At 73.2% G+C, this 24,454-nt stretch carries 22 protein-coding genes; 11 read left to right on the top strand and 11 right to left on the bottom strand.

All coding sequences use genetic code 11. The features are described 5' to 3' along the window. The first annotated feature begins 834 nt into the window (after positions 1-834). Entirely contained in the window at positions 835-1,833 is a 999-nt protein-coding gene (gene trpS, locus EES41_RS20830) for a tryptophan--tRNA ligase (RefSeq protein WP_123079852.1), read from the top strand. Between the two features lie 52 nt (positions 1,834-1,885). On the opposite strand, the gene proC is transcribed toward trpS, so the two are convergent. From proC to EES41_RS20805, 5 genes are all read right to left on the bottom strand, one after another. Then, positions 1,886-2,695 (bottom strand): pyrroline-5-carboxylate reductase, encoded by an 810-nt coding sequence (proC, locus tag EES41_RS20825; protein WP_123079851.1) that lies wholly within the window; start codon positions 2,693-2,695, stop codon positions 1,886-1,888. Between the two features lie 87 nt (positions 2,696-2,782). After that, positions 2,783-3,520: an ABC transporter permease gene (locus EES41_RS20820; protein WP_123079850.1), complete on the bottom strand. Its 738-nt coding sequence runs from the start codon at positions 3,518-3,520 to the stop codon at positions 2,783-2,785. Continuing rightward, positions 3,517-4,314: an ABC transporter ATP-binding protein gene (locus EES41_RS20815; RefSeq protein WP_123079849.1), complete on the bottom strand. Its 798-nt coding sequence runs from the start codon at positions 4,312-4,314 to the stop codon at positions 3,517-3,519. Before EES41_RS20815 ends, EES41_RS20820 begins: the two co-directional genes overlap by 4 nt. An 85-nt stretch (positions 4,315-4,399) precedes the next feature. Continuing rightward, positions 4,400-4,936, bottom strand: a complete 537-nt coding sequence (locus EES41_RS20810; RefSeq protein WP_123079848.1) for a hypothetical protein — start codon at positions 4,934-4,936, stop codon at positions 4,400-4,402. A gap of 237 nt (positions 4,937-5,173) precedes the next feature. Continuing rightward, positions 5,174-5,476, bottom strand: a complete 303-nt coding sequence (locus EES41_RS20805) for an SH3 domain-containing protein (protein WP_123079847.1) — start codon at positions 5,474-5,476, stop codon at positions 5,174-5,176. Positions 5,477-5,606: 130 nt separating this feature from the next. On the opposite strand from EES41_RS20805, the gene EES41_RS20800 reads away from it, so the two are divergent. Beyond that, on the top strand, positions 5,607-7,727 hold the full coding sequence (locus tag EES41_RS20800; RefSeq protein ID WP_302186164.1) for a PQQ-binding-like beta-propeller repeat protein: 2,121 nt from the start codon (positions 5,607-5,609) through the stop codon (positions 7,725-7,727). A gap of 269 nt (positions 7,728-7,996) precedes the next feature. On the opposite strand, the gene ilvD is transcribed toward EES41_RS20800, so the two are convergent. The 4 genes from ilvD to EES41_RS20780 all read right to left on the bottom strand — a co-directional run bounded on the left by ilvD (position 7,997) and on the right by EES41_RS20780 (position 12,655). After that, positions 7,997-9,847 (bottom strand): dihydroxy-acid dehydratase, encoded by a 1,851-nt coding sequence (gene ilvD / locus EES41_RS20795; RefSeq protein WP_008743318.1) that lies wholly within the window; start codon positions 9,845-9,847, stop codon positions 7,997-7,999. A 144-nt stretch (positions 9,848-9,991) separates the two neighbouring features. Next, positions 9,992-10,645: a TetR/AcrR family transcriptional regulator gene (locus EES41_RS20790; protein ID WP_123079846.1), complete on the bottom strand. Its 654-nt coding sequence runs from the start codon at positions 10,643-10,645 to the stop codon at positions 9,992-9,994. Continuing rightward, the gene (locus tag EES41_RS20785) at positions 10,642-11,448 is read right to left on the bottom strand and encodes a sugar phosphate isomerase/epimerase (protein ID WP_123082600.1); all 807 of its coding nucleotides are present in this window, start codon (positions 11,446-11,448) and stop codon (positions 10,642-10,644) included. Before EES41_RS20785 ends, EES41_RS20790 begins: the two co-directional genes overlap by 4 nt. 277 nt (positions 11,449-11,725) lie before the next feature. Further along, positions 11,726-12,655, bottom strand: coding sequence for a Ppx/GppA phosphatase family protein (locus EES41_RS20780; protein WP_123079845.1), 930 nt, complete (start codon positions 12,653-12,655; stop codon positions 11,726-11,728). 63 nt (positions 12,656-12,718) lie between these two features. Here EES41_RS20780 and EES41_RS20775 point away from each other — a divergent pair, with 63 nt between their 5' ends. After that, the gene (locus EES41_RS20775; protein ID WP_008743314.1) at positions 12,719-13,525 is read left to right on the top strand and encodes a hypothetical protein; all 807 of its coding nucleotides are present in this window, start codon (positions 12,719-12,721) and stop codon (positions 13,523-13,525) included. Positions 13,526-13,597: 72 nt separating this feature from the next. On the opposite strand, the gene EES41_RS20770 is transcribed toward EES41_RS20775, so the two are convergent. Then, on the bottom strand, positions 13,598-15,442 hold the full coding sequence (locus EES41_RS20770; RefSeq protein WP_123079844.1) for a sigma-70 family RNA polymerase sigma factor: 1,845 nt from the start codon (positions 15,440-15,442) through the stop codon (positions 13,598-13,600). A 168-nt stretch (positions 15,443-15,610) separates the two neighbouring features. Here EES41_RS20770 and radA point away from each other — a divergent pair, with 168 nt between their 5' ends. Beyond that, positions 15,611-17,026, top strand: a complete 1,416-nt coding sequence (gene radA / locus EES41_RS20765; protein WP_008743312.1) for a DNA repair protein RadA — start codon at positions 15,611-15,613, stop codon at positions 17,024-17,026. A 149-nt stretch (positions 17,027-17,175) separates the two neighbouring features. Continuing rightward, complete coding sequence (gene disA / locus EES41_RS20760) at positions 17,176-18,300, top strand: DNA integrity scanning diadenylate cyclase DisA (protein WP_123079843.1); 1,125 nt, start codon at positions 17,176-17,178, stop codon at positions 18,298-18,300. 42 nt (positions 18,301-18,342) lie between these two features. On the opposite strand, the gene EES41_RS20755 is transcribed toward disA, so the two are convergent. Continuing rightward, positions 18,343-19,104, bottom strand: a complete 762-nt coding sequence (locus EES41_RS20755; protein WP_367995779.1) for a hypothetical protein — start codon at positions 19,102-19,104, stop codon at positions 18,343-18,345. Positions 19,105-19,327: 223 nt separating this feature from the next. Here EES41_RS20755 and EES41_RS20750 point away from each other — a divergent pair, with 223 nt between their 5' ends. From EES41_RS20750 to cseC, 6 genes are all read left to right on the top strand, one after another. After that, positions 19,328-19,969, top strand: a complete 642-nt coding sequence (locus tag EES41_RS20750) for a phosphatase PAP2 family protein (protein ID WP_250569330.1) — start codon at positions 19,328-19,330, stop codon at positions 19,967-19,969. Beyond that, positions 19,966-20,910 carry an A/G-specific adenine glycosylase gene (locus tag EES41_RS20745; RefSeq protein WP_123079840.1) on the top strand — a complete coding sequence of 315 codons (945 nt, stop codon included), beginning with the start codon at positions 19,966-19,968 and terminating at the stop codon, positions 20,908-20,910. Before EES41_RS20750 ends, EES41_RS20745 begins: the two co-directional genes overlap by 4 nt. Before the next feature lie 184 nt (positions 20,911-21,094). After that, positions 21,095-21,655 (top strand): SigE family RNA polymerase sigma factor, encoded by a 561-nt coding sequence (locus EES41_RS20740; protein ID WP_037794920.1) that lies wholly within the window; start codon positions 21,095-21,097, stop codon positions 21,653-21,655. A 38-nt stretch (positions 21,656-21,693) separates the two neighbouring features. After that, the gene (locus EES41_RS20735) at positions 21,694-22,344 is read left to right on the top strand and encodes a hypothetical protein (protein WP_123082599.1); all 651 of its coding nucleotides are present in this window, start codon (positions 21,694-21,696) and stop codon (positions 22,342-22,344) included. 39 nt (positions 22,345-22,383) lie between these two features. Continuing rightward, a complete protein-coding gene (gene cseB / locus EES41_RS20730; RefSeq protein WP_008743305.1) occupies positions 22,384-23,091 on the top strand; it encodes a two-component system response regulator CseB in 708 nt (235 codons plus the stop codon). Further along, entirely contained in the window at positions 23,088-24,401 is a 1,314-nt protein-coding gene (gene cseC, locus EES41_RS20725; RefSeq protein ID WP_123079839.1) for a two-component system sensor histidine kinase CseC, read from the top strand. Before cseB ends, cseC begins: the two co-directional genes overlap by 4 nt. Positions 24,402-24,454: the final 53 nt, after the last annotated feature.

Raw genomic sequence — 24,454 nt, 5'->3', positions numbered from 1 at the left:
AGCGGGTCAGTCATGTCGGAATAAGACCGACTGACCACTGCATCCTCGCTGTGTAATTGCCTGCAAGCATCACCCGAAGGCGACCTCACAGGTCTTTTTCAAAGGAACCTCATCCACCGAAGTGGACGGGGTATCAACTTCTGGCGTTGATTTTTGGCACGCTGTTGAGTTCTCAAGGAACGGACGCTTCCTTTGTACTCACCCTCTCGGGCTTTCCTCCGGGCTTTCGTTCTTCGTTCTTGCGTTTCCGACTCTATCAGAGTCAGTCCCGCTCGCTTTCCAGGTGATTCGCTTTCGCGTTTTCCCTTTCCGGCGATTCCGACTCTATCAGATCCTTTCGGGCCTGACCCCCAGTCAGCGGGGTTTGCCGTTGGGGCTGTTGGGCCCTTGCGACGAGTGAGACAGTAGCGGATTCCCTGTCCCCGAACCTAATCGGCGACTGCGTCCTGGAACGCGGATTCCTCATTCGCAAATACGCATCAAAAACGAGCCGACACAGTGCGTCGTTCGTTCGAATGTGTAGTGCGGGATGGCTGTCCGGGGACCGACCGGGGTCGGCGCTCACGTCGGACAACTCGAAGAACCTTACGGACCCAGGACAGTTGTGTCAACCCTGGGACAGGCGTCACTCTCCGGGGCTAGCCTGGGTCCCATGACCACGCATGCGCTCACGCTCAACCTGCGCTGGTGGGCCGCCTGACGGCGGCCGACCATCCACACGAGCACGCATGCGCTCACGGCCGCCGCCTCGGCGGCCGTTCTTGTTTCTCCCCTCCCGGGAGTGGCTCGGTCGCCCGACGCGGCGGCTCCGACACGAACAGGGAGACAGAGGACATGACGAGGATCTTCAGTGGGGTCAAGCCGACCGGGCATCTGACGCTGGGGAACTACCTGGGGGCCGTCCGGCAGTGGGTCGCCGCGGACCAGGCGCCGGACGACGCGCTGTTCTGCGTCGTCGATCTGCACGCGCTGACCGTCGAGCACGATCCGGCGCGGGTGCGGCGGCTGAGCCGGCAGGCGGCGACGCTGCTGCTCGCCGCCGGGCTGGGCCCCGAGAAGTGCACGTTGTTCGTACAGAGCCACGTGGACGAGCACACCCGGCTGGCGTACCTGCTGGAGTGCACCGCCACCGACGGGGAGCTGCGGCGGATGATCCAGTACAAGGAGAAGGCCGCCGCGGCGCAGGCCGCGGGGGCCGGCGTACGGCTGTCGCTGCTGACCTACCCCGTGCTGATGGCCGCCGACATCCTGGCCTACGACACGGAGGAGGTGCCGGTGGGCGAGGACCAGCGGCAGCACGTCGAGCTGACGCGGGATCTGGCGGTGCGGTTCAACCAGCGGTACGGGCCCACCTTCGCCGTGCCGAAGGTGACGCTGCCGGCCGTGGCCGCGCGGGTCATGGACCTCCAGGACCCGACGTCGAAGATGGGGAAGTCCGGTGACGCGGGGGCGGGCGTGGTGTTCATGCTCGACGAGCCGGGGGTCGTCCACAAGAAGGTGATGCGGGCCGTGACCGACAGCGGGGACGGCGGTGTCGTCTACGACCGGGCCGCGCGGCCGGGGGTGGCCAATCTGCTGGACGTCCTGGGCGCCTGTACGGGCGCGGAGCCGGCGGTGCTCGCCGAGGGGTACGGCGGGTACGGGGCGCTGAAGCGGGACGTCGCCGATGCGGTGGTGGAGCTGCTGCGGCCGGTGCGGGAGCGGTACGCGGAGCTGGCGGCGGATCCCGGGGCGGTGGAGAAGGTGCTGCGGGCCGGGGCGGAGCGGGCCCGGGGGCTGGCGCGGCCGGTGGTGGACCGGGCGTACCGGGCGATCGGGCTGCTGGAGCGCTGAAGGGGGCGGGTGGCGGGCCCCCGCCTGCGCGGGGGCCCGTACCGTCCGGCCGTCAGCTGTTGCCGGAGGCGAGCTCGCGGCTGCGGTCGCGGGCGGCTTCGAGGGCGGCGATGAGGGCCGCCCGTACGCCGTGCTTCTCCAGCTCGACGATCGCGTTGATGGTGGTGCCGGCCGGGGAGGTGACGGCTTCGCGGAGCTTGACGGGGTGTTCGCCGCTGTCGCGGAGCATCACGGCGGCGCCGATGGCTGCCTGCACGATCAGGTCGTGGGCCTGGGCGCGGGGCAGGCCGAGGAGGATGCCGGCGTCGGTCATGGCTTCGACGAGGAAGTAGAAGTAGGCGGGGCCGGAGCCGGAGAGGGCGGTGGCGGCGTCCTGCTGGGATTCGGGGACGCGCAGGGTCTTGCCGACGCCGCCGAAGATCTCCTCGGTGTGCTGGAGGTGGGCGGCGGTGGCGTGGCTGCCGGCGGAGATGACGGACATGGCCTCGTCGACGAGGGCCGGGGTGTTCGTCATGACGCGTACGACGGGGGTGCCGGGGGCGAGCCGCTCCTCGAAGAAGGAGGTGGGGATGCCGGCGGCGCCGCTGATGACGAGGCGGTCGGCGGGGACGTGCGGGGCGAGTTCTTCGAGGAGTTTGCCCATGTCCTGCGGCTTGACGGTGAGGATGAGGGTGTCGGCGCGCTTGGCGGCTTCGGCGTTGCTGACGGCTTCGACGCCGTAGCGGGTGTGCAGTTCCGCGGCGCGCTCGGGGCGGCGGGCGGTGACGAGGAGTTTCTGGGCGGGCCGGCCGCCGCGGATCATTCCGCTGAGCAGGGCCTCGCCGATCTTGCCGGTACCGAGGACTGCGACTGTCTGGGTCATGCCCGATCCACCTCGTCTGCGATGCGTGTACTCCCTCCTCATCCTCGCACCAGGGCCGGGGTCGGGGGCGAGGCGTCCGGATCGCGGTCAGGGGGTGCGGCGGCGGAGGGTGGCCGCGCCGAGGGCGAGGACGAGCAGGGCGCAGGCGGCGACGATGACGGCGTCGCGGACGAAGTCGGCCGTCATGTCGGTGTGGGTGAGGACCTGGGTCATGCCGTCGACGGCGTAGGACATGGGCAGGACGTTCGAGAGTCCTTCGAGTACGGGGTGCATGGTGTCGCGGGCGGCGAAGAGTCCGCAGAGCAGCAGCTGCGGGAAGATCACGGCCGGCATGAACTGGACGGCCTGGAATTCGGAGGCGGCGAAGGCGGAGACGAACAGGCCGAGGGCGGTGCCGAGGAGCGCGTCGAGGAGGGCGACGAGCAGGAGCAGCCAGGGGGAGCCGACGACGTCGAGGCCGAGGAGCCAGAGGGCGAGGCCGGTGGCGAGGACGGACTGGACGACGGCGACGGCGCCGAAGGCGAGGGCGTAGCCGGCGATGAGGTCGCCCTTGCCGAGCGGCATGGCGAGGAGGCGTTCGAGGGTGCCGGAGGTGCGCTCGCGGAGGGTGGCGATGGAGGTCACCAGGAACATCGTGATGAGGGGGAAGATCCCGAGGAGGGACGCCCCGATGTTGTCGAAGGTGTGGGCGTCGCCGTCGAAGACGAAGCGGAGCAGCGTCAGCATCAGTACGGGGACCAGGAGCATCAGCGCGATGGAGCGCGGGTCGTGGCGGAGCTGGCGCAGGACGCGGGTGGCGGTGGCGGTGGTGCGGGCGGTGTTCATCGGGCTTGGGTCTCCTGGGTTTCCCGGGCGGCGGCGCCCGCTTCGTCGACGAGGCGGAGGAAGCCTTCCTCGACGGTGGTGGTGCCCGTGCGGGTGCGCAGTGCGTCGGGGGTGTCCTGGGCGAGGATGCGGCCTTCGCGCATGAGGAGCAGGTCGTGGCAGCGCTCGGCCTCGTCCATGACGTGGGAGGACACGAGGATCGTGGCGCCGCGGGTGGCGGCGATGTCGTGGAAGAGGTTCCAGAGGTCGCGGCGCAGGACGGGGTCGAGGCCGACGGTGGGTTCGTCGAGGACGAGCAGTTCGGGGGTGCCGAGGAGCGCGACGGCGAGGGAGACGCGGCTGCGCTGGCCGCCGGAGAGGTTGCCGGCGAGGGCTCCGGCGCGGCTCGTGAGGTCGACGTCGGTGATGGCGCGGTCGACGGCGGCGCGGCGGCGGTCGGCGGCGGTGCGGCCGGGGTCGAGGACGGCGGCGAAGTAGTCGAGGTTCTGGCGGACGGTGAGGTCGTCGTAGACGGAGGGCGCCTGGGTGACGTAGCCGATGCGGGAGCGGAGCTCCGGGTGTCCGGCGGGGCGGCCGAGGACGTCGAGGGTGCCGGTGACGTGGGCCTGGGTGGCGACGACGGCGCGCATGAGGGTGGACTTGCCGCAGCCGGAGGGCCCGAGGAGGCCGGTGATGCGGCCGCGGGGGACGTCGAAGGCGAGGGAGTCGAGGACGGTGCGCGGGGTGCGGCCGGTGCCGCGGCGGACGGTGAGGCCGTGTGCGTGCACGGCGACCGCCGGCGGGTTATTCATCATGTGATGAATAATGCTCCCGGCTGTGCCGGGGCGTCAACCGGTGCGTCGACCGGGAGGGGTTCTCGCCGGCGCTGCTCGCTGCCCGCTACTTCTTGCGCTTGGGGCGGCGTGCGGCCGGGTTGCCCGTGCGGGAGCTGCGGCGGCGGGCGAATTCGGCGGTGGCGCGCTCGTACTCGGCGCGGCGCAGCTGCTCGCCGGGCGCCTCGACGAAGCAGCGCAGGAAGTACGCGATGAGGGAGCCGATGAAACCGATCGTCTTCAGGCCCTTGAGCGCGGCCTCGTCGGAGGACGGGGCGGGGCGGCGCCGGAAGGAATCCCAGGTCTTGGCGAAGGCGATGGAGCTGGCGACCGCGAAGAGCACCACGACGGAGATGCTGAGGAAGGGGCCGACGTTGCCGATCTCCAGGCCCTCGTAGGCGAGGCGGAGCAGCAGCGCGGCGGCGAAGGCGGTGACGAGCGAGCCGGCGGCGAGGCCGACGCGGAGCAGCGCGTAGCCGCCGTCGTGATCGACCCAGGTCGTGCCGAAGAACCGGATCGGCTCGGGCTGTGGTCCGGCGGCCGGGGAGGCCGGCGCGGCCGGGGCCGGCCCGGCGGGGGTCTGGTCTCGCTGGTCGTCGCTCACACCAGCGATTATCCACCGCCGGGCCGGGGCGGCCGGGCGCGTCTCACGTGTCAGACCGCCCGCGCCCCGATGGGGCTAGGGCCTGTCTTTCGGATCGGGCCGGATCAGGGAGCGGGGTCTGGTGCGTGCGATCGCAAGGCGGAGGAGGGAGTCAACGCGGAGCGTTGGCGACCGACGACAACGCGGCGAGCGTGCGTGCCAGACCCCGCGAGCCCGGCATGATCCGGAAGACAGGCCCTAGGCGCAGCGATTGGTGACGTAGCCGTCGGCACCCGTCTTGACGTACGAGTCGGCGACGTACTGGCCGTTCCCGATGCAGTCCCAGATGTTCGAGGTGCCGCAGGGGCCGCTGACCCGCTCGCCGGGCGTCTGGCAGCGGATCGTCACGGAGGCTCCGTAGGGCAGCACCTTGACGATCGGGTACGTGGTGGACGGGCCGCTGCGGACGTTCACCCGGTAGCCCGGCGCGACCGGAAACGTCTGGAATCCGGAGCCGTCGGACGCGGTGGTGACTTGGCTTGATTCGTTCTCAACCGACATGTGAAATCTCCCCCCATGGGTGTTGCGCTGCGCAACTCGCGCAGGGTAGCAGGACCTTGGAGCCGCCCCGGGGCCATGGACTAGGCTCCGTCGGGGGTGGTGGACGGTGCATTCGCTGCGCGCGGATTACGTGGGGTTTCCGGAGTACGCCGGGCAGTACCGGCTGGAGTCCGTGCTCGGCTCCGGCGGGATGGGCGTCGTCCATCTGGCCACGTCAGGGTCGGGGCTGAAACTCGCCGTCAAGATCGTGCATCCCGAGCACGCGGTGGATCCGGAATTCCGGGCGCGGTTCCGGCAGGAGGTCGCGGCCGCGCGGCGGGTGAGCGGAGCGTTCACCGCGCCCGTCGTGGACGCCGATCCGGATGCGGAGCGGCCGTGGATGGCGACCCTGTTCATCGACTCCCCGACGCTCGCCGAGCGGGTACGGGAGCGGGTGCTGGACCCCCCTGAGCTGACGCGGCTCGCCGCCGGGCTGGCGGAGGCGCTGCGCGACATCCACCGGGCGGGGGTCGTGCACCGGGACCTGAAGCCCAGCAACGTACTGATGGCCCCCGACGGGGTACGGGTGATCGACTTCGGGATCTCGCGGCCGGCCGACAGCGATCTGCGGACCGAGACCGGGAAGCTGATCGGCACGCCGCCGTACATGGCGCCGGAGCAGTTCCAGCGGCCCCGGGAGGTCGGGACGGCCGCGGACGTCTTCGCGCTGGGCGCGGTGCTGGTGCACGCGGCGACCGGGCGGGGGCCGTTCGACTCGGACAGCCACTACCTGGTGGCGTACCAGGTGGTGCACAGCGAGCCCGACCTGACGGGGCTGCCGGAGCGGCTGGCGCCGCTCGTCGCGCGGTGCCTGGCGAAGGAGCCGGCGGAGCGGCCGACGGCCGAGGCGCTGATCGCGGAGATGCGGGCGATCGCGTACCCGACGGCCGAGGACACCCAGTCGTTCGTACCGCGGCAGCGGCCGCGGCGGCCGGTGGCGGCGGCCGCGGCCGCGGCGGACGAGGCCACGCACCTGCGGGAGCGGGTCGAGGGCGAGGACGCGGGTGCGGTCGCGGGTGCGGGTGGGAGCCGTGGGCGCCGGCGGTGGGTGGCCGTGGCGGCCGGGCTCGGGCTGCTGCTCGCGTGCGGCGCGGCCGGTGGATACCTGATGTCCGGACCGCCCTCCGGACCGGAACGGCTCGCGGCCGGGGCGGCGGCGCCCGCCGGATCCGCGCCGAAGCCCTTCGCCCCGTGGACCGCGTCCCTGGGTGACCGGGCCTCGACCTGCTCCTGGGACGCGGCGGCCCTGTACTGCTCGGGGCCCGGGACGGCCGTGGCCCGGCTGGATCCCGCGAACGGTTCCCTGCTGTGGTCTGCCCGTACGACGCCGGGCACGCTCCAGACGGGCGCTCCCCTCCACGGCGGCGGGCTGGTGCTCACGGTCACGGAGGGCGGCAGGCTGCTCCGGGCCCTGGACCCCGCGACGGGTACGGAGCGGTGGAACCGGAAGATGCCGCAGGGCGCGCAGGCGGTCGGGGCGGGCACCCGGGTGCTCGTCGCGGCGGCGGACGGGACGGCCACCGCGCTGGACGCGGCGAGCGGTGCCGTCCAGTGGACGAAGCAGGTCGGCGGGGTGGGCTCCCTTTGGCGGACGGAATCGGGGGAACCGGGCAGTGACCCCGTCCTCTACGTCTCGACGCCCGCCGCGGACGGCAAGTCGACGCAGGTGGCGGTGATCGATCCGGCGAACGGAACGCCGCGCACGCAGGTCCGGGTGGCCGGGACGGCCGAGCCGTTCGGGCTGTCGCACGGCAGCGTGTACCTGCTGGTCAATGACGCGCAGCTGATGGCGCACTCGGTCGTACGCGTAGAACTGAGCTCGCGCACGGTGCGGTCCGTCCGGCTGCTGGCGCCGATGCTCCAGGCCCAGGCGACGGTCGGACCCGACGGGGTGGCCTACGTCTTCGGCATCTCGGGCGCGCTGGCCGCCGTGAACGGGGAACGGGAGCAGTGGCGGCTGGAGACCGGCGTCACCGCCGCGTCGGGCCCCGCCGCCGGGGAGGGGCGGGTGTACCTCACGGCCCTGGACGGGCGGCTGCTGGCGGTGGACGCCGCGACCCACCGGCTGTTGGGGCAGACGAAGCCCCGGATGGGCGGCGACAAGCTGGCCCCGACCCTCCCCGCCCCCGTAGTCGCCGCCGGCAAGGTGTACGCCTCGGCCCCCGACGGGTCGGTCTTCGCGGTGGACGGGGCGAACCCCGCCGGGTGGTGACCGGCGCCCGCCCCGCCCCGACGGACGGAGTCCGGCGCAGCGCACCGCCGCCGGCGAGGCGCCCGCGCCGAGCCGCGCAAGGCGCGCGTCCCAAAGGAGACGGGGCGAACCCCGCCGGGTGGTGACCGGCGCCCGCCCCGCCCCGACGGACGGAGTCCGGCGCAGCGCACCGCCGCCGGCGAGGCGCCCGCGCCGAGCCGCGCAAGGCGCGCGTCCGGAAGGGGCCGGGGCGAACCCCGCCGGGTGGTGACCGGCGGGGTTCGGCGGGGTCAGCTCAGGCGGGAGACGTCGCGGACCGCGCCCTTGTCGGCGCTCGTGGCCATCGCCGCGTACGCGCGCAGCGCCGCGGAGACCTTGCGTTCGCGGTCCTTCGGGGCGTAGACGCCGCCCAGCGCGGCCCGGCGCTCCGCGAGGGTTTCGTCCGCGACCAGCAGCTCGATCGAGCGGTTCGGGATGTCGATGCGGATCCGGTCGCCGTCCTCGACCAGGGCGATCGTGCCGCCCGAGGCCGCCTCCGGGGAGGCGTGGCCGATGGAGAGGCCCGAGGTGCCGCCGGAGAAGCGTCCGTCCGTCACCAGCGCGCAGACCTTGCCGAGGCCGCGGCCCTTGAGGAAGGAGGTCGGGTAGAGCATCTCCTGCATGCCGGGGCCGCCGCGCGGGCCCTCGTAGCGGATGACGACGACGTCGCCCGCCTTGATCTGCTTGGTCAGGATCTTCTCGACCGCCTCGTCCTGCGATTCGCAGACGACCGCCGGGCCCTCGAAGGTCCAGATCGACTCGTCGACGCCGGCCGTCTTCACGACGCAGCCGTCCTCCGCGATGTTGCCGCGCAGCACCGCCAGGCCGCCGTCCTTGGAGTACGCGTGCTGGACGGAGCGGATGCAGCCGCCCTCGGCGTCGAGGTCGAGGGACTCCCAGCGCTCGGACTGCGAGAAGGCGGTCGCGGAGCGCTTGCAGCCGGGGGCCGCGTGCCACAGCTCCATGGCCGTGTCGCTCGCCGTGCCGGAGCGGGCGTCCCACTGGGCCAGCCAGTCCTCCAGGTTCTCCGAGTGGACCGTCGTGACGTCCTTGTTGAGGAGGCCGCCGCGGTGCAGCTCGCCCAGGATGGCGGGGATGCCGCCGGCGCGGTGGATGTCCTCCATGTAGTACGTGCCGCCGGGCGCCACGTTCGGGGCGACCTTGGCCAGGCACGGCACGCGGCGCGAGACCTCGTCGATGTCGGTGAGGTCGTACTCCAGGCCGGCTTCCTGGGCTGCGGCGAGGAGGTGGAGGATCGTGTTCGTGGAGCCGCCCATGGCGATGTCGAGGGCCATGGCGTTCTCGAAGGCCTGGCGGGTGGCGATGTTGCGGGGCAGGACGGACGCGTCGTCGCCCTCGTAGTAGCGCTTGGTGATCTCGACGACCGTGCGGCCGGCGTCCTCGTACAGGGCGCGGCGGGCGGTGTGCGTGGCGAGGACGGAGCCGTTGCCGGGCAGGGCCAGGCCGATGGCCTCGGCGAGGCAGTTCATCGAGTTGGCGGTGAACATGCCCGAACAGGAGCCGCAGGTGGGGCAGGCGTTCTCCTCGATGCGGAGCACGTCCTCGTCGGAGACGTTCTCGTTGGAGGCGTCGACCATGGCGTCGATCAGGTCGAGCTTGCGGACGGTGCCGTCGACGAGGGTGGCCTGGCCGGCTTCCATCGGGCCGCCGGAGACGAAGACGACCGGGATGTTGAGGCGCATGGCGGCCATCAGCATGCCGGGGGTGATCTTGTCGCAGTTGGAGATGCAGATCAGGGCGTCGGCGCAGTGGGCTTCGACCATGTACTCGACGCTGTCCGCGATCAGGTCGCGGGAGGGCAGGGAGTACAGCATGCCGGCGTGGCCCATGGCGATGCCGTCGTCGACCGCGATGGTGTTGAACTCGCGCGGGATGGCGCCCGCGGCCCGGATGGCGTCGGAGACGATCCGGCCGACCGGGGCCAGGTGGGTGTGGCCGGGGACGAACTCGGTGAACGAGTTGGCGACCGCGATGATCGGCTTGCCGATGTCCTCGCTCGCTACGCCCGAGGCGCGCATCAGCGCACGTGCGCCTGCCATGTTGCGGCCGTGGGTGACGGTGCGGGACCTCAGCTCGGGCATCGGGTTCACTCCCCATGAGTACGGGGCGCACGGACGTACGAGGGGTACGCCGGACGCGGCCGCGACGGTAGATATGACTCAGTTACGAGGCTACGCCCACCGACCGGAACGTGGACAAGCTGTCCGGATGTCGGGACGGCAGGCTCACTCCTCGGTCAGGTACCGCTGGAGGGTGGGGGCCACCAGGGCCACGATGTCCTCCGGATCGGCGGACGCCAGCGGCTCGACCTGGACGACGTAGCGCAGCATCGCGATGCCGATCATGTGGGAGGCGGCGAGCTCGGCGCGGAACGTCGGGTCCGGAACGTTGAGGTCGGCCGCGACGCGCTCCAGGACCCGGCGCAGGATCAGGCCGCGCAGCACCTTCGCCGCGGCCTCGTGGGTGAGGGCGGAGCGCATGACGGCGAGCAGCGGGGCGCGGCTGACCGGGTTCTCCCAGATCCCCAGGAAGTAGCGGGCCAGGCGCTCGCCGATGCCGTCGGGGCCGGCGCCGAGGATCGCGGGGACGAAGAGCGCGGGCTCCATGCTGAGCTCGATGGCGGCGGCGAAGAGCTCGTCCTTGCTGCCGAAGTAGTGGTGCACCAGGGCCGGGTCCACGCCGGCGGCCTTCGCGATGCCGCGTACGGAGGTCTTGTCGTAGCCGCGGGCGGCGAACTCGGCGCGGGCGGCGCCGCGGATGCGCTCCTGGGCGCCGGGACCCTGCTCGGCCTCGTCGGCGCGGGGTCGGCCGGGGCCGCGGCGCGGCTTGGGCGACGGCGACGAAGGCGGCGGCGGGGGCGGGGGCGGCGGTGTGGTCATCGGCCGCCGGCCAGGTGGAGGCGGGTGAAGGCGAGGGCCTCGGCGAGGTCGGCCTCGCGCTCCGCGGCGGACATGGCCCGGCGGGTGTTGACCTCGATGACGATGTGGCCGTCGAAGGCGGAGCCGGCGAGGCCGTGCAGGAGCTCGGCGCAGGGCTGGCTGCCGCGGCCGGGGACGAGGTGCTCGTCCTTCGCGGAGCCGTTCCCGTCGGCGAGGTGGATGTGCGCCAGGCGCCCGCCCATGCGGTCGATCATCGCGGTGGCATCGGTGCGGGCGGTCGCGGTGTGGGAGAGGTCGACCGTGAAGTGGCGGTAGTCGTCCTTGGTGACGTCCCACTCGGGCGCGTACGCGAGCATCTCGCGGTCGCGGTAGCGCCAGGGGTACATGTTCTCGACGGCGAACCGGACGTCGGTCTCGTCGGCCATGCGCCAGATGCCGGAGACGAAGTCCCGGGAGTAGGCGCGCTGCCAGCGGAACGGGGGGTGCACGACGACGGTGCTCGCGCCGAGCTTCTCGGCGGCCGCCTGGGCGCGCTGGAGTTTGGTCCAGGGGTCGGTGGACCAGACGCGCTGGGTGATGAGGAGGCAGGGCGCGTGGATCGCGAGTATCGGGACGTGGTGGTCGTCGGACAGCCGGCGCAGGGCGTCGATGTCCTGACTGACGGGGTCCGTCCAGACCATCACCTCGACGCCGTCGTAGCCGAGGCGCGCGGCGATCTCGAAGGCGGTCGCCGTGGACTCCGGATAGACGGAGGCGGTGGACAGGGCGACTTTCGGGGTCGGGGCGCGGTGGGGCGGGGGCACGGGGGACAGGTTACCCACCCGCGCCGACCGCCCGCCGGGGGATGGGACGGCCGGGCCCGTCGGGGTGCGCGCCGCCCGCGGCCGCGGTACGCGCCCGCCGTCGGGGTGCGCGCCGCCCGCGGCCGCGGTACGCGCCCGCCGGCGGTGCGGGGCGGGGCGGTACGCGCCGCAGAGCGGTACGCGGCGCAGGCGCGGGCGGTACGCGGCGGCCGCGGCCGCGCCGGGCGTACGCGGCGGCCACGGCACACCGGGGCAGCGGCGGCCGCGGTCCGTCCGGTCAGGTGGGGAGGTGGTCCAGGCGGCGCAGGATGACGCCCTCGCGCAGCGCCCAGGGGCAGATTTCGAGTTCTTCCACGCCGAGCAGGTCCATCGCGCCCTCCGCGACGAGCGCCCCGGCCAGGAGCTGGGACGCGCGGCCCTCCGAGACGCCGGGCAGCGCCGCCCGCTCGGCGGTCGTCATCGCCGCCAGGCGCGGGACCCACTCCTCCAGGGACTTGCGGGTCAGGTCCCGCTGGACGTACAGGCCGTCCGCCGACCGGGCCGCGCCCGCGATCCGGGCCAGCTGCTTGAACGTCTTCGACGTCGCCACCACGTGGTCCGGCGCCCCGAACCGGCTGAACTCGCCGACGGTGCGCGCGATCTGCGCCCGTACGTGCCGCCGCAGCGCCCGTACGTCCGAGGCCTGCGGCGGGTCGCCCGGCAGCCAGCCCGAGGTGAGGCGCCCGGCGCCCAGCGGCAGCGACGCGGCCGCGTACGGCTCCTCGTCGATGCCGTACGCGATCTCCAGCGAGCCGCCGCCGATGTCCAGGACCAGCAGCTTCCCCGCCGACCACCCGAACCACCGGCGGACCGCGAGGAACGTGAGGCGGGCCTCGTCGGGGCCGCTCAGGATCGGCAGGTCGATGCCGGTCTCGGCCCTGACCCGCGCCAGCACCTCGTCCGCGTTGGTGGCCTCGCGCACGGCGCTGGTCGCGAAGGGGAGGACGTCCTCGCACCCCTTGTCCTCCGCGGCCTGCGCCGCGTCCGCGATGACCGCGACGAGACGGTCTATGCCCTCGGGGCTGACCGCGCCGTGCTCGTCGAGCAGCTCCGCCAGCCGCAGCTCCACCTTGTGCGAGTGCGCCGGCAGCGGGCGCGCGCCGGGGTGTGCGTCCACCACCAGCAGGTGGACCGTGTTCGAACCCACATCAAGGACACCGAGTCTCATACGGGGAAACGCTACTGTGCGCCGGGAGTATGGGTGGCGTAAGGGGCGCTTAGGCTTGGGTTTGTGCCACATACGAAGAAGGCCAACAAGTCCAAGAGCCCGAAGAAGGTCAAGATCATGGCCGACGAGAAGGGGATCGACTTCCCGAGGGCCTGGGTGGAGTTCCCCGACCCCGCGGACGACGAGCAGGTCTTCCGCTGCGACCTCACCTGGCTGACCTCCCGCTGGACGTGCATCTTCGGCAGCGGCTGCCAGGGCATCCAGGCCGGCCGGGCGGATGACGGCTGCTGCACGCTCGGCGCGCACTTCTCCGACGAGGACGACGAGAAGCGCGTCGCGGAAAACGTGGCGCGGCTGACGCCCGAGCTGTGGCAGTTCCACGACGTGGGCACCGATTCGGGCTGGGTGCAGAAGGACGACGACGGCGAGCGGCAGACCCGCCGCTGGGAGGGGTCGTGCATCTTCCAGAACCGGCCCGGTTTCCCCGCCGGGGCCGGCTGCTCGCTGCACATCCTGGCGCTGCGCGAGGGCCGCGAGCCGCTGGAGACCAAGCCGGACGTCTGCTGGCAGCTGCCGGTCCGGCGTACGTACGAATGGATCGACCGGCCCGACGACACCCGGGTGCTCCAGGTGTCGATCGGCGAGTACGACCGGCGCGGCTGGGGTCCGGGCGGCCACGACCTGCACTGGTGGTGCACGTCGGCCACCTCGGCGCACGGCGCCGGTGACCCGGTGTACGTGACGTACCGCCCCGAGCTGACGGAGCTGATGGGCAAGGAGGGGTACGAGGCGCTGGTGAAGCTGTGCGAGGCGCGGCTGGCCTCCCTGCTGCCGATGGCCCCGCACCCGGCCGACCCGCCGGTGGCCTAGGCCCCGCTCCCTGATCCCCTGATCCGGCCTGATCCGAAAGGCAGGCCCTGAACCCTGCCGGCCTCGGGAGCGCTACGCGCTCGGGGCCGGCGCTTCGGTCGGTCCCTCCGGCCCGGGGGAAACCGTTCCTCCTGGCGGGTCCGGGGTCGGGGTGGGCGTGGGCGTCGGGGTCGGGTCGGGCGGCCGTGTCGGCGTGGGCGCCGGGCCGCCCGTGTCGGCCGGCGTGGGGGTCGGTGTCGGCGTGGGGGTCGGATCGGGCTTCGGCGCCGGGCGTCCGCGCCCCTTGACGGAGACCACGGCGGCGCCGGGGTCGACACCGACGCGCGCGCTCCAGGCGCCGTCGGGCTGGCCGTCCGGGTCGACGGTGATGCGCAGGGTGACCGATTCTCCTGGGGCCAGCGTGCCCGCGGTGGCGCTGGCGCGCAGCCACGGGGCGTCGGACCAGAGCCGCCAGTCCACCGGGGCGCCGCCGGACGCGATGAGGGTGAGCCAGGTGACGGCGCCGCGCGAGTACGCGGTGACGGTGAGCCGGCCGGGGGCGCCCGGGCCGCTGCTCTCGGGGGTGGCCGGCGGGCCGGCGCTGATCACCTCGACGGAGACGTCCGGTTCGGCGCTGCCCGTGACGAAGGCGGGCCGGCCGGGGGTGCGGACGGTGTTCCCGGCGTTCTCGTACGCGGCGAAGGGCCGCCCGGGGGCGGTCGGCGGGATCTGCGCGTCGCTCGCGGAGATCCGCGTCGCGGCGTCGACCCCGACGGATTCCCCGGTGGCGGGGACGCCCCGGTAGGCCGCCCAGAGCGCCAGGACGGGCGCGGCGACGACGGTGGCGACGACGGTGGTGGTCACGGCCCGGGCCCGGATCCGGTCGCGGCGGGCCGCGCGGTCCTTGGGGTCCATCGGGAAGCCGGTCCGGTCGAAGCGGGGGCCCGGCCCCCGGCCGCGGCCCCGGCCGGAGCGCAGCATCGCCGCGTGGACGGCGGTGCGCGGGGCGGGGACCAGCGGGAGCGCGGTGGTGTTGGTGCCGCCGGAGCCGGGCCACGGCGCGGCGGCCCCGACGCGCTCGGCGACGCGGCGGCAGCGCGGGCAGTCGTCGACGTGCCGGACGAGTTCGGCGCGCAGGGTGGCGGACAGCAGGACCTGTCCGTCGCCGCCCTCGGCGGTGAGCCGGGACACGGTGGGGCAGCCGGCGGTCTCGACCACGGCGAGGGCGGCGCGGGTGCGCTCGACCTCGCAGGCGGCGCCGGACAGCAGTTCGCGGGCGGTGGTCCGGGGGGTGCCGAGGACGGCGGCGAGTTCGGGGACGCCGAGGCGGTGGCGGACGGCGAGTTCGAGGGCCTCGCGCTGCTCGGGGGTGGTTCCGGCGGCCTCGGGCCAGGCGAGGCGGGCGAGTTCGGTGCGGCGGTAGGCGTATGCGTCGGGGCCGTCGAGGTCGTCGGGGCCGTCGGCCGGGGCATGTGCGGCCTGTGTGGCGTGTGAGGAGTACGAGGCGTGCGAGTCCTGCGGGACCGTTGTGGCATGCTGCCCCGCCGCCCGGGCCGGCTGGGCGGGTGTGCGCCCGCGCCCCTTGCGCTCCGGCGCGCGCCGGGCGGAATGCGCTCCCAGCCGGGTGCGCCTCTGTTCGGCGAGCCGGCGCAGGCAGGCCCAGCGCGCGAGGGCGTACAGCCAGGCCCGCCGGTCGCTCTCGTCGGGACACCGGCCGGGGTACCGCTCGGCCACGGCCAGGACGTCGCCGAGCACGTCCGTGGCGGTGTCGTGATCGCACAGGACCGACAGGCAGTACGTGAACAGGCCGTCCAGGTAGGGCTCGTGCCGGAACGGCGGCGGGGGCCGCTCCTCCGCGGCCGCCCCGGAGGAGGTGCGCCCGTGCGCCCGGTGTGCGCCGGTGCGCGGGGCGGGGTGTTGCTGGTTGCTGCTGCTCACGTGGGTGACCGTAGGGCGCACGCGCCTGACGGCCCGGAAGCCTTCAGCACTTTTAGCCCTTACGGGTGAACAGATCGGGCCCCCGCTGACGCCCGCCCTGACGCCCCGCCCCCCGCCGGGGTCACGGCCCCGGCCGGGCTGTCGGTGGGGGCGGCTACGGTGGGGCGCATGGCTGCCCGTACATCTCGTTCATCCGCCAAGGACCGGCCGTCCTACCGCTGTACCGAGTGCGGGTACACCACCGCCAAGTGGCTCGGGCGCTGCCCCGAGTGCCAGGCCTGGGGGACGGTGGAGGAGATGGGCGGCGCGCCCGCCGTACGGACCACCGCGGCCGGGCGGGTGTCCGCGCCCGCGCTCCCGATCGCGCAGGTCGACGGCCGGACCGCGACCGCGCGCAGCACCGGTGTGGACGAGCTGGACCGGGTGCTCGGCGGCGGGCTCGTGCCCGGGGCCGTCGTGCTGCTCGCGGGCGAGCCCGGCGTCGGCAAGTCGACGCTGCTGCTGGACGTGGCGGCGAAGGCGGCCAGCGACGCGCACCGCACCCTGTACGTGACGGGTGAGGAGTCGGCGAGCCAGGTGCGGCTGCGGGCCGACCGGATCAACGCGCTGAGCGATCACCTCTACCTCGCCGCCGAGACCGACCTGTCGGCGGTGCTGGGACACCTCGACGCGGTGAAGCCCTCGCTGCTGGTCCTGGACTCCGTACAGACGGTGGCCTCCCCCGAGATCGACGGGGCGCCGGGCGGCATGGCCCAGGTGCGGGAGGTCGCCGGGGCGCTGATCCGGGCCTCCAAGGAACGCGGGATGGCCACGCTCCTGGTCGGCCACGTCACCAAGGACGGGGCGATCGCCGGTCCCCGGCTGCTGGAGCACCTGGTGGATGTCGTGCTGAGCTTCGAGGGCGACCGGCACGCGCGGCTGCGCCTGGTGCGCGGCGTGAAGAACCGGTACGGCGCGACGGACGAGGTCGGCTGCTTCGAGCTCCACGACGAGGGGATCACCGGGCTCGCCGACCCGAGCGGGCTGTTCCTGACCCGGCGCGCCGAGGCGGTGCCGGGCACCTGTCTGACGGTGACGCTGGAGGGGAAGCGTCCGCTGGTCGCGGAGGTGCAGGCGCTGACGGTGGATTCGCAGATCCCCTCGCCCCGGCGGACCACCTCCGGGCTGGAGACCTCGCGGGTCTCGATGATGCTGGCGGTGCTGGAGCAGCGCGGCCGGATCACCGCGCTCGGCAAGCGGGACATCTACAGCGCGACCGTGGGCGGGGTGAAGCTGACCGAGCCGGCGGCCGACCTGGCGATCGCGCTCGCGCTGGCCTCGGCCGCGAGCGACGTCCCGCTGCCGAAGAACCTGGTCGCGATCGGGGAGGTCGGCCTGGCGGGCGAGGTGCGGCGGGTGACGGGCGTACAGCGGCGGCTCGCGGAGGCGCACCGGCTGGGGTTCACGCACGCGCTGGTGCCGGTGGATCCGGGCAAGGTGCCGGCGGGGATGAAGGTGACCGAGGTCGCTGACATGGGTGACGCGCTACGGGCGCTGCCGCGCGGGCGTTCGCGTGCCAAGGCCCCCGAGCGGGACCCGAACTGAGGGCGCAGTCGCTGGTCAGAGGGTCCCTACGGGGTCCCGCCGGGGCCTTGCCGCCCAAGCAACGGCGGGGCCGCAGCGCGCGCCGGTAGACTTTGTGCTGGTCCGCCCGGCCGTACGCAGGCGGCGCAACCCGCGACCGGAGGAGTGCAGTGGCAGCCAAGGACGGGGCAGCAGCATCCGGCAAGTCGGGAGCGAGCTCCAAGCAGGAGGCCATGATGCGTGCCTCGCTGAGCGCGGTCGCACCTGGTCAGCCGCTGCGTGACGGCCTGGAACGGATCGTTCGCGGCAACACCGGCGGGCTGATCGTCCTCGGGATGGACAAGTCCGTCGAGGCGATGTGCACCGGCGGTTTCGTGCTGGACGTGGAGTTCACCGCGACCCGGCTGCGCGAGCTGTGCAAGCTCGACGGCGCGCTGATCCTGGACAAGGACATCACCAAGATCCTGCGGGCGGGGGTGCAGCTCGTCCCCGACGCGTCGATCCCGACGGAGGAGACGGGCACGCGGCACCGGACCGCCGACCGGGTCTCGAAGCAGTGCGGGTTCCCCGTCGTCTCGGTCTCCCAGTCGATGCGGCTGATCGCGCTGTACGTGGACGGGGAGCGGCGCGTGCTGGAGGAGTCGGGGGCGATCCTGTCCCGGGCCAACCAGGCGCTCGCGACGCTGGAACGGTACAAGCTGCGGCTCGACGAGGTCGCGGGGACGCTGTCCGCGCTGGAGATCGAGGACCTGGTCACGGTGCGCGACGTGACGGCGGTCGCGCAGCGGCTGGAAATGGTTCGCCGGATCGCGACGGAGATCGCGGAGTACGTGGTCGAGCTGGGCACGGACGGGCGGCTGCTCTCCCTCCAGCTGGACGAGCTGACGGTGGGCATCGAGCAGGAACGCGAGCTGGTCATCCGGGACTACGTGCCGGAGCCGACGGCGAAGCGGTCGCGGACGGTGGACGAGGCGCTGCCGGCTCTGGACGCGCTGACGCATCCGGAACTGCTGGAACTGGGCATCGTCGCGAAGGCGCTGGGGTACACGGGTTCGCCGGAGACCCTGGACTCGGCGGTGTCCCCGCGGGGCTACCGGCTGCTGGCGAAGGTGCCGAGGCTGCCGGGGGCCATCATCGAGCGGCTGGTGGAGCACTTCGGGGGCCTGCAGAAGCTGCTGGCGGCGTCGGTGGACGACCTGCAGACCGTCGACGGCGTCGGCGAGGCCCGTGCGCGCAGCGTCCGCGAGGGCCTGTCCCGCCTGGCGGAATCCTCGATCCTGGAACGCTACGTCTAGTCCTGCGGGGCGGGAGGGGTAACCCGGGGGCCGGCCCCCGGGTCAGTCCTGCTTGAGGACGAACGAGGTGCGGGCCACCGGCATGCCGGGGGACTTGACCTCGACCACGTACGTGTCGGGGGTCACCGCGTCCGCCGGAGGCGACTGGCACTGGGAGGCCGCGCTCGGCTTGCGGTCCCATTCCAGGGAGTGCTTCGTCTCGCCCTGCCCCGGTACCCGGAAGAAGACGTTCCCCGCGCCCGTCGGGCAGTCCGACGAGGACCAGACGGCCTTGCTGCCCGTCGCCTGGAGGATCGTCAGGACCGCCTGCTTCGGGCCGAGGTCGACCTTGCAGGTCGTGACCGAGGTGTTGCGGGCGATCAGTTCCAGCCGGGGCTTCTCGTTCGCCTCGTACTCGTTCTTCACGCTCTTGACCTCCCACTGCAGGGAGGCCGGCGCGCACGTCGGCAGGGGGGAGTCGGCCGGGAGCTGGCGGCCCGGTGACGAGGCGTCCCCGGAATCGGCGGCGCCGTCGCCGCCCGTGCCCGGGTCGGTGGTCGAACCGCCGCCCGGTTCGCCGTTCTTGCCGGTGCCCGCTCCGGTGCCCGCTCCGGTCCCCGCGCCGGTGCCCGCGCCCGGGCTCGGCTCGCCGCGCCCGCCCGGGGCCTGGCTGATCGCCGGGCCCGTACCGGACGGCCCCGGGGTGATGGACTTGACCGGGTCGCGGCCGGAGCCGCCCTTGCCGTTCGTACTCGACCTGCCCCCGCCGGAACTGACGGTCCATACGGCGAGGAGCGCGAGCAGCGCGACGACGGAAGCCAGCACAGCCCTCCGTCGCCAGTAGATGGAGGAGGGGAGCGGCCCGACCGGATTGCGCAGAGATCCCACGAACGGAACCTTACGAGAGTCCGGGGCACGATCCGCGCCCCCCATGCCGCACATCCGGCTTGTTTTGCCGATGATCATCCTGCGGGAGGACACCGGACCGCCAGGAATCGGCCAAGAGCCGCATGCGGCACCTCATCGGACATCAGTACGCTCGGTGACCATGGACAGTTCCCGCCTTTATCTCGACATCACCGACTTCGCGCACTCCACACCCGGATGGGTGCAGTCGCTGTTCGAGGCGTGGACGACCTTCGGGCTGTTCGCCTTCGGTCTCCTCTTCATAGCCGTGTGGTGGCGCTCCCGCCGGCAGGAGAGCCCCCGCGCCGTCGCACTCGCCGTCCTCGCGCCGCTGGCCACCGCCGTCGCGTACGTCGCCTCCGAGGCCCTGAAGTCCGTGGTGGACGAGGAGCGCCCCTGCCGGGCCGTCGCCGGGGCGGCCGTCCCGCTGGTGCCGTGCCCCGCCTTCGGGGACTGGTCGTTCCCCAGCAACCACTCCGCGATCGCCGGCGCCGCCGCCGTCGCGCTGGCCCTGGCCGTCCGCCGGCTCGCGCTGCTGACGGTGCCGCTCGCGCTGCTGATGGCCTTCTCCCGCGTGTTCGTCGGGGTGCACTACCCGCACGACGTGACGCTCGGCCTGCTGCTGGGCGGGGCGCTGGCCGCGGTGTTCGTCCTCGGGCTCGCCGGTCCGATCAGTACGATCACCGCCGCCGCGCGGGCGGGCGGCGGCCGCGCCGCCGTCTGGTTCACCGGTCCGGGACCGGCGGCGCGGCCCCAAAACATGTCAGGATGCCGTCTGCCATGACTGCGACCCCCGTACCCCCCGCCACCGCCCACGCCACCGTCCCCGTCACGACGGTCACCCCCGACGTCTCCCACGCGCTGCACTCCCCCGTGATCGCGTGGTTCGACGAGCACGCCCGCGACCTGCCCTGGCGCCGCCCCGAGGCCGGCCCCTGGGGGGTCATGGTCAGCGAGTTCATGCTCCAGCAGACCCCGGTCAGCCGGGTGCTCCCGGTGTACGAGCAGTGGCTCGCCCGGTGGCCCCGGCCCGCCGACCTGGCCGCCGAGGCCCCCGGCGAGGCCGTACGGGCCTGGGGGCGGCTCGGCTACCCTCGCCGGGCGCTGCGCCTGCACGGGGCGGCCGTCGCGATAACGGAACGGCACGGCGGCGACGTCCCCCGGGACCACGCCCAGTTGCTCTCCCTGCCCGGCATCGGCGAGTACACGGCCGCCGCCGTGGCCTCCTTCGCCTACGGGCAGCGGCACGCGGTGCTCGACACCAACGTCCGGCGGGTGTTCGCCCGTACCGCCACCGGAGTCGAGTACCCGCCGAACGCCACCACGGCCGCCGAACGGCGCCTGGCCCGGGCGCTGCTGCCCGAGGACGAGGAGACCGCGGCGCGCTGGGCGGCGGCCTCCATGGAGCTGGGCGCCCTGGTGTGCACGGCCAAGTCCCCGGACTGCGCGCGCTGCCCGGTGGCCGGGCTGTGCGCGTGGCGGCTGGCGGGCAAGCCGGCTCACGACGGGCCGCCGCGGCGCGGTCAGACGTACGCGGGGACGGACCGGCAGGTGCGCGGGAAGCTGCTCGCCGTGTTGCGGGAAGCGGTCGGGCCGGTTCCGCAGGCGGTGCTCGACACCGTCTGGGACGAGCCCGTCCAGCGGGCCCGGGCGCTGGACGGGCTGGTCTCGGACGGGCTGGTGGAGCCGCTCGCGCAGGGTATGTACCGGCTTCCGCAGAGCTGATACGTTCATGACTCAACCATTCCGGTTGTGTGGGTGAAACCCCAGCTCACGGCACTGTTACACAACCTATGGCTGTCCGTGCGTCCTCCGAAGGCTCACCCGCACAGCTCCGTGACAACGCCTCCGTAACTTCAAGTCCGCAAGACAGCGGATGAGCGGTTGGACGGAACGGAGGCGGTCTGAGATGGCGCACGGCGAGGTACTCGAATTCGAGGACTACGTACGCACTCGGCAGGATGCGCTGCTGCGCAGCGCGCGGCGCCTCGTCCCGGACCCCACCGACGCCCAGGACCTCCTGCAGACGGCCCTGGTGCGCACCTACGGACGCTGGGACGGCATCGCCGACAAGTCCCTCGCCGACGCCTACCTGCGCCGGGTCATGATCAACACCCGTACCGAGTGGTGGCGCGCCCGCAAGCTCGAAGAGGTCCCCACCGAGCAGCTCCCGGACGCCTCCGTCGAGGACGGCTCCGACCAGCGCGCCGACCGCGCCCTGCTGATGGACATCCTCAAGGTGCTCGCGCCCAAGCAGCGCAGTGTGGTGGTGCTGCGACACTGGGAGCAGATGAGCACCGAGGAGACGGCCGCGGCGCTCGGCATGTCGGCGGGAACCGTGAAGAGCACCCTGCACCGCGCACTGGCCCGTCTCCGGCAGGAGCTGGAGAGCCGGGACCTGGACATGCGCGCGCTCGAACGCGGTGACCACACCAGCCGTTACGAGGGGCGGGAGCGGTGCGCGGCCTGACTGGCCAAAGTCTGAGCGGCAGAAGTTCGCTGGTGCTGATGTCGGCGGGGACGGTCGTCCTCGTCGGCACAGTGCTGTTCGCGGCCGGCTGTTCCAGCGGCGGGACGGGACTGAAGGACGAGGGGCCCGCCCACACCGACTCCGTGTCCAGGACGGGCTCGCCGCCCGCCCCCGAGCCCCACGCCTCCTCCGGCCAGTCCGCGCGGGCGGCGACGCCCTCGGGGCGGCCGGCGACGAAGGTCGACGCGATCGCGCTGCTCAAGGCGGACCCCAAGGTCAGCGCCGACATCAAGCGGGAACTCAAGCCCTGCACGGGCAAGGAGTATCCGGTCGACGTCAGCTACGGGAAGGTCACCGGGAGCGAGGCCGTCGACATCGTCGTCAATGTGCTGTCCTGCGCCGACGCCCTCGGCCGCGGCTCGTACGTGTACAGGTCGGAGGGCGGCAGGTACGAGAATGTCTTCTCGGACGAGCAGCCACCCGTCTACGCGGAGATCGACCGGGGCGACCTGGTCCTCACCAAGCCCGTCTACGCGAAGACCGACGCGGTCGCCTATCCCTCCGGCGAGGACGTGATCACGTACCGCTGGAGCGGGGAGCGCTTCACCGAGCAGGACCGCGTATACACGGAGTACAGCAACGTGGACGGCGGGGGCCAGCCCGCGCCGGCCGTCACGCTCAAGAACTGACCGACACAGAACCGACGAGGAACCGAGGCGAGGCTGGGCATGGCCGAGACCCACGTGCTGTTTGTGGAGGACGACGACGTCATCCGCGAAGCCACGACCCTGGCGCTGGAGCGCGACGGGTTCGTCGTCACCGCCATGCCCGACGGGCTGTCCGGACTGGAGTCCTTCCGCGCCGACCGGCCCGACATCGCGCTGCTCGACGTGATGGTCCCCGGCATGGACGGCGTCAGCCTGTGCCGCCGGATCCGCGACGAGTCCACCGTCCCGGTGATCATGCTGTCGGCGCGCGCCGACTCCATCGACGTCGTGCTCGGCCTGGAGGCCGGCGCCGACGACTACGTCACCAAGCCCTTCGACGGCTCCGTGCTCGTCGCCCGGATCCGCGCCGTGCTGCGCCGCTTCGGGCACGCGGGCGGCCCGAACGGCGGGGGCGGGGCCGACGACGACGCGGACGGGGAGCGCGGGGTGCTCACCTTCGGCGAGCTGGAGGTCGACACCGAGGGCATGGAGGTGCGCAAGGCCGGTGCCCCGGTCGCGCTGACGCCCACGGAGATGCGGCTGCTGCTGGAGTTCTCCTCCGCGCCCGGCACCGTCCTGTCGCGCGACCGCCTGCTGGAGCGGGTCTGGGACTACGACTGGGGCGGCGACACCCGTGTCGTGGACGTCCACGTCCAGCGGCTGCGCACCAAGATCGGACAGGACCGGATCGAAACGGTCCGAGGCTTCGGATACAAGCTGAAGGCATGAGGAGCGTCACCTTCCGTACCGGGATCCGCTGGAAGATCACGCTCGCCATCGCCGCCGTGGGTGCCCTCATCGCGGTCGCGCTGAGCCTGGTGGTGCACAGCGCTGCCCGGGTGTCGATGCTGGAGAGCGCCCGTGACTCCCAGCTCGAACGCGTGCAGTTCCTCTCCCGCTACGCCGAGGCCGGCCGCCAGCTGCCCTCGACCGCCGGGATCAACGACCCCAAGGTCCCCGGCCAGCTGCGCAGGACGGCCGAATCCGGGCGCCGCGGCACTTTCGTCCAGGACAACCCGAAGGGGCTGCCCGAGGTGTGGGCCGCCGTCCCGCTCGGCAACGGGCAGATCCTGACGCTGCACTCGAAGTTCGTCGAGAACGCGAAGGTGATGCGCGACCTCGACCGGGCCCTGGTGATCGGCTCGCTCGCCGTCATCATCGGCGGCTCGGCGCTCGGCGTGCTCATCGGCGGGCAGATCTCGCGTCGGCTGCGCAAGGCCGCGACCGCCGCGCAGCGGGTGGCCCACGGGGATCCCGACGTCCGGGTGCGGGACGCGGTCGGCGGTGTCGTACGGGACGAGACCGACGACCTCGCGCGGGCCGTGGACGCCATGGCCGACGCCCTCCAGCAGCGCCTGGAGGCGGAGCGGCGGGTGACGGCGGACATCGCGCACGAGCTGCGGACCCCGGTGACGGGGCTGCTCACGGCGGCGGAACTGCTGCCTCCGGGGCGGCCGACCGAGCTGGTGCGCGACCGCGCGCAGGCGATGCGGGCGCTGGTCGAGGACGTCCTGGAAGTGGCCCGGCTGGACAGCGCGTCCGAGCGCGCGGAGCTCCAGGAGGTGGCGCTCGGCGAGTTCGTGACCCGCCGGGTGAGCGCGCTGATGCCGGAGGCGACGGTACGGGTGGTCGCGGACGAGATCGTCAGCACCGACCCGCGCCGGCTGGAGCGGATCCTCGGGAACCTGCTGGCCAACGCCGCCCGGTACGGGCAGGCGCCGGTCCAGGTCGACATCGAGGGCCGGGTCGTCCGCGTCCGGGACCACGGGCCGGGCTTCCCGGAGGCGCTGCTGCGCGAGGGGCCGAGCCGGTTCCGCACCGGGTCGACGGACCGCGCGGGCGTGGGTCACGGCCTCGGGCTGACCATCGCGGAGGGGCAGGCGCGGGTGCTGGGCGCCCGGCTGACGTTCCGCAACGTGGCGGCGCCCGGCGGCCGGGAGTCCCAGGGCCAGGCGGCGGGGGCGGTGGCGGTGCTGTGGCTGCCGGAGCACGCGCCGACGGCGACGGGGAGCTTCCCCGTCATCAAGCTGCCGGGATGACGGGCTGCGGCGCCGGCGGCCGTCCCGGCGGCCGCCGTGGCGGCCGCGCGGCA

The organism is Streptomyces sp. ADI95-16 (genome assembly GCF_003721495.1).
Lineage (GTDB): Bacteria > Actinomycetota > Actinomycetes > Streptomycetales > Streptomycetaceae > Streptomyces > Streptomyces goshikiensis.
The sequence above is the reverse complement of the archived record's forward strand: the minus strand, read 5'-3'. Positions and strand labels throughout refer to the sequence as shown.

Excerpts from the sequence above, each read along its gene's own strand:
- EES41_RS20750 (WP_250569330.1), top strand. The coding sequence starts at position 19,328 with ATGGACAGTTCCCGCCTTTATCTCGACATCACCGACTTCGCGCACTCC.
- EES41_RS20740 (WP_037794920.1), top strand. The coding sequence starts at position 21,095 with ATGGCGCACGGCGAGGTACTCGAATTCGAGGACTACGTACGCACTCGG.
- EES41_RS20815 (WP_123079849.1), bottom strand. The coding sequence starts at position 4,314 with ATGATGAATAACCCGCCGGCGGTCGCCGTGCACGCACACGGCCTCACC.
- radA (WP_008743312.1), top strand. The coding sequence starts at position 15,611 with ATGGCTGCCCGTACATCTCGTTCATCCGCCAAGGACCGGCCGTCCTAC.
- cseC (WP_123079839.1), top strand. The coding sequence starts at position 23,088 with ATGAGGAGCGTCACCTTCCGTACCGGGATCCGCTGGAAGATCACGCTC.
- cseB (WP_008743305.1), top strand. The coding sequence starts at position 22,384 with ATGGCCGAGACCCACGTGCTGTTTGTGGAGGACGACGACGTCATCCGC.
- ilvD (WP_008743318.1), bottom strand. The coding sequence starts at position 9,847 with ATGCCCGAGCTGAGGTCCCGCACCGTCACCCACGGCCGCAACATGGCA.
- EES41_RS20790 (WP_123079846.1), bottom strand. The coding sequence starts at position 10,645 with ATGACCACACCGCCGCCCCCGCCCCCGCCGCCGCCTTCGTCGCCGTCG.
- trpS (WP_123079852.1), top strand. The coding sequence starts at position 835 with ATGACGAGGATCTTCAGTGGGGTCAAGCCGACCGGGCATCTGACGCTG.
- EES41_RS20820 (WP_123079850.1), bottom strand. The coding sequence starts at position 3,520 with ATGAACACCGCCCGCACCACCGCCACCGCCACCCGCGTCCTGCGCCAG.
- EES41_RS20805 (WP_123079847.1), bottom strand. The coding sequence starts at position 5,476 with ATGTCGGTTGAGAACGAATCAAGCCAAGTCACCACCGCGTCCGACGGC.
- EES41_RS20745 (WP_123079840.1), top strand. The coding sequence starts at position 19,966 with ATGACTGCGACCCCCGTACCCCCCGCCACCGCCCACGCCACCGTCCCC.
- proC (WP_123079851.1), bottom strand. The coding sequence starts at position 2,695 with ATGACCCAGACAGTCGCAGTCCTCGGTACCGGCAAGATCGGCGAGGCC.
- EES41_RS20780 (WP_123079845.1), bottom strand. The coding sequence starts at position 12,655 with ATGAGACTCGGTGTCCTTGATGTGGGTTCGAACACGGTCCACCTGCTG.
- EES41_RS20735 (WP_123082599.1), top strand. The coding sequence starts at position 21,694 with ATGTCGGCGGGGACGGTCGTCCTCGTCGGCACAGTGCTGTTCGCGGCC.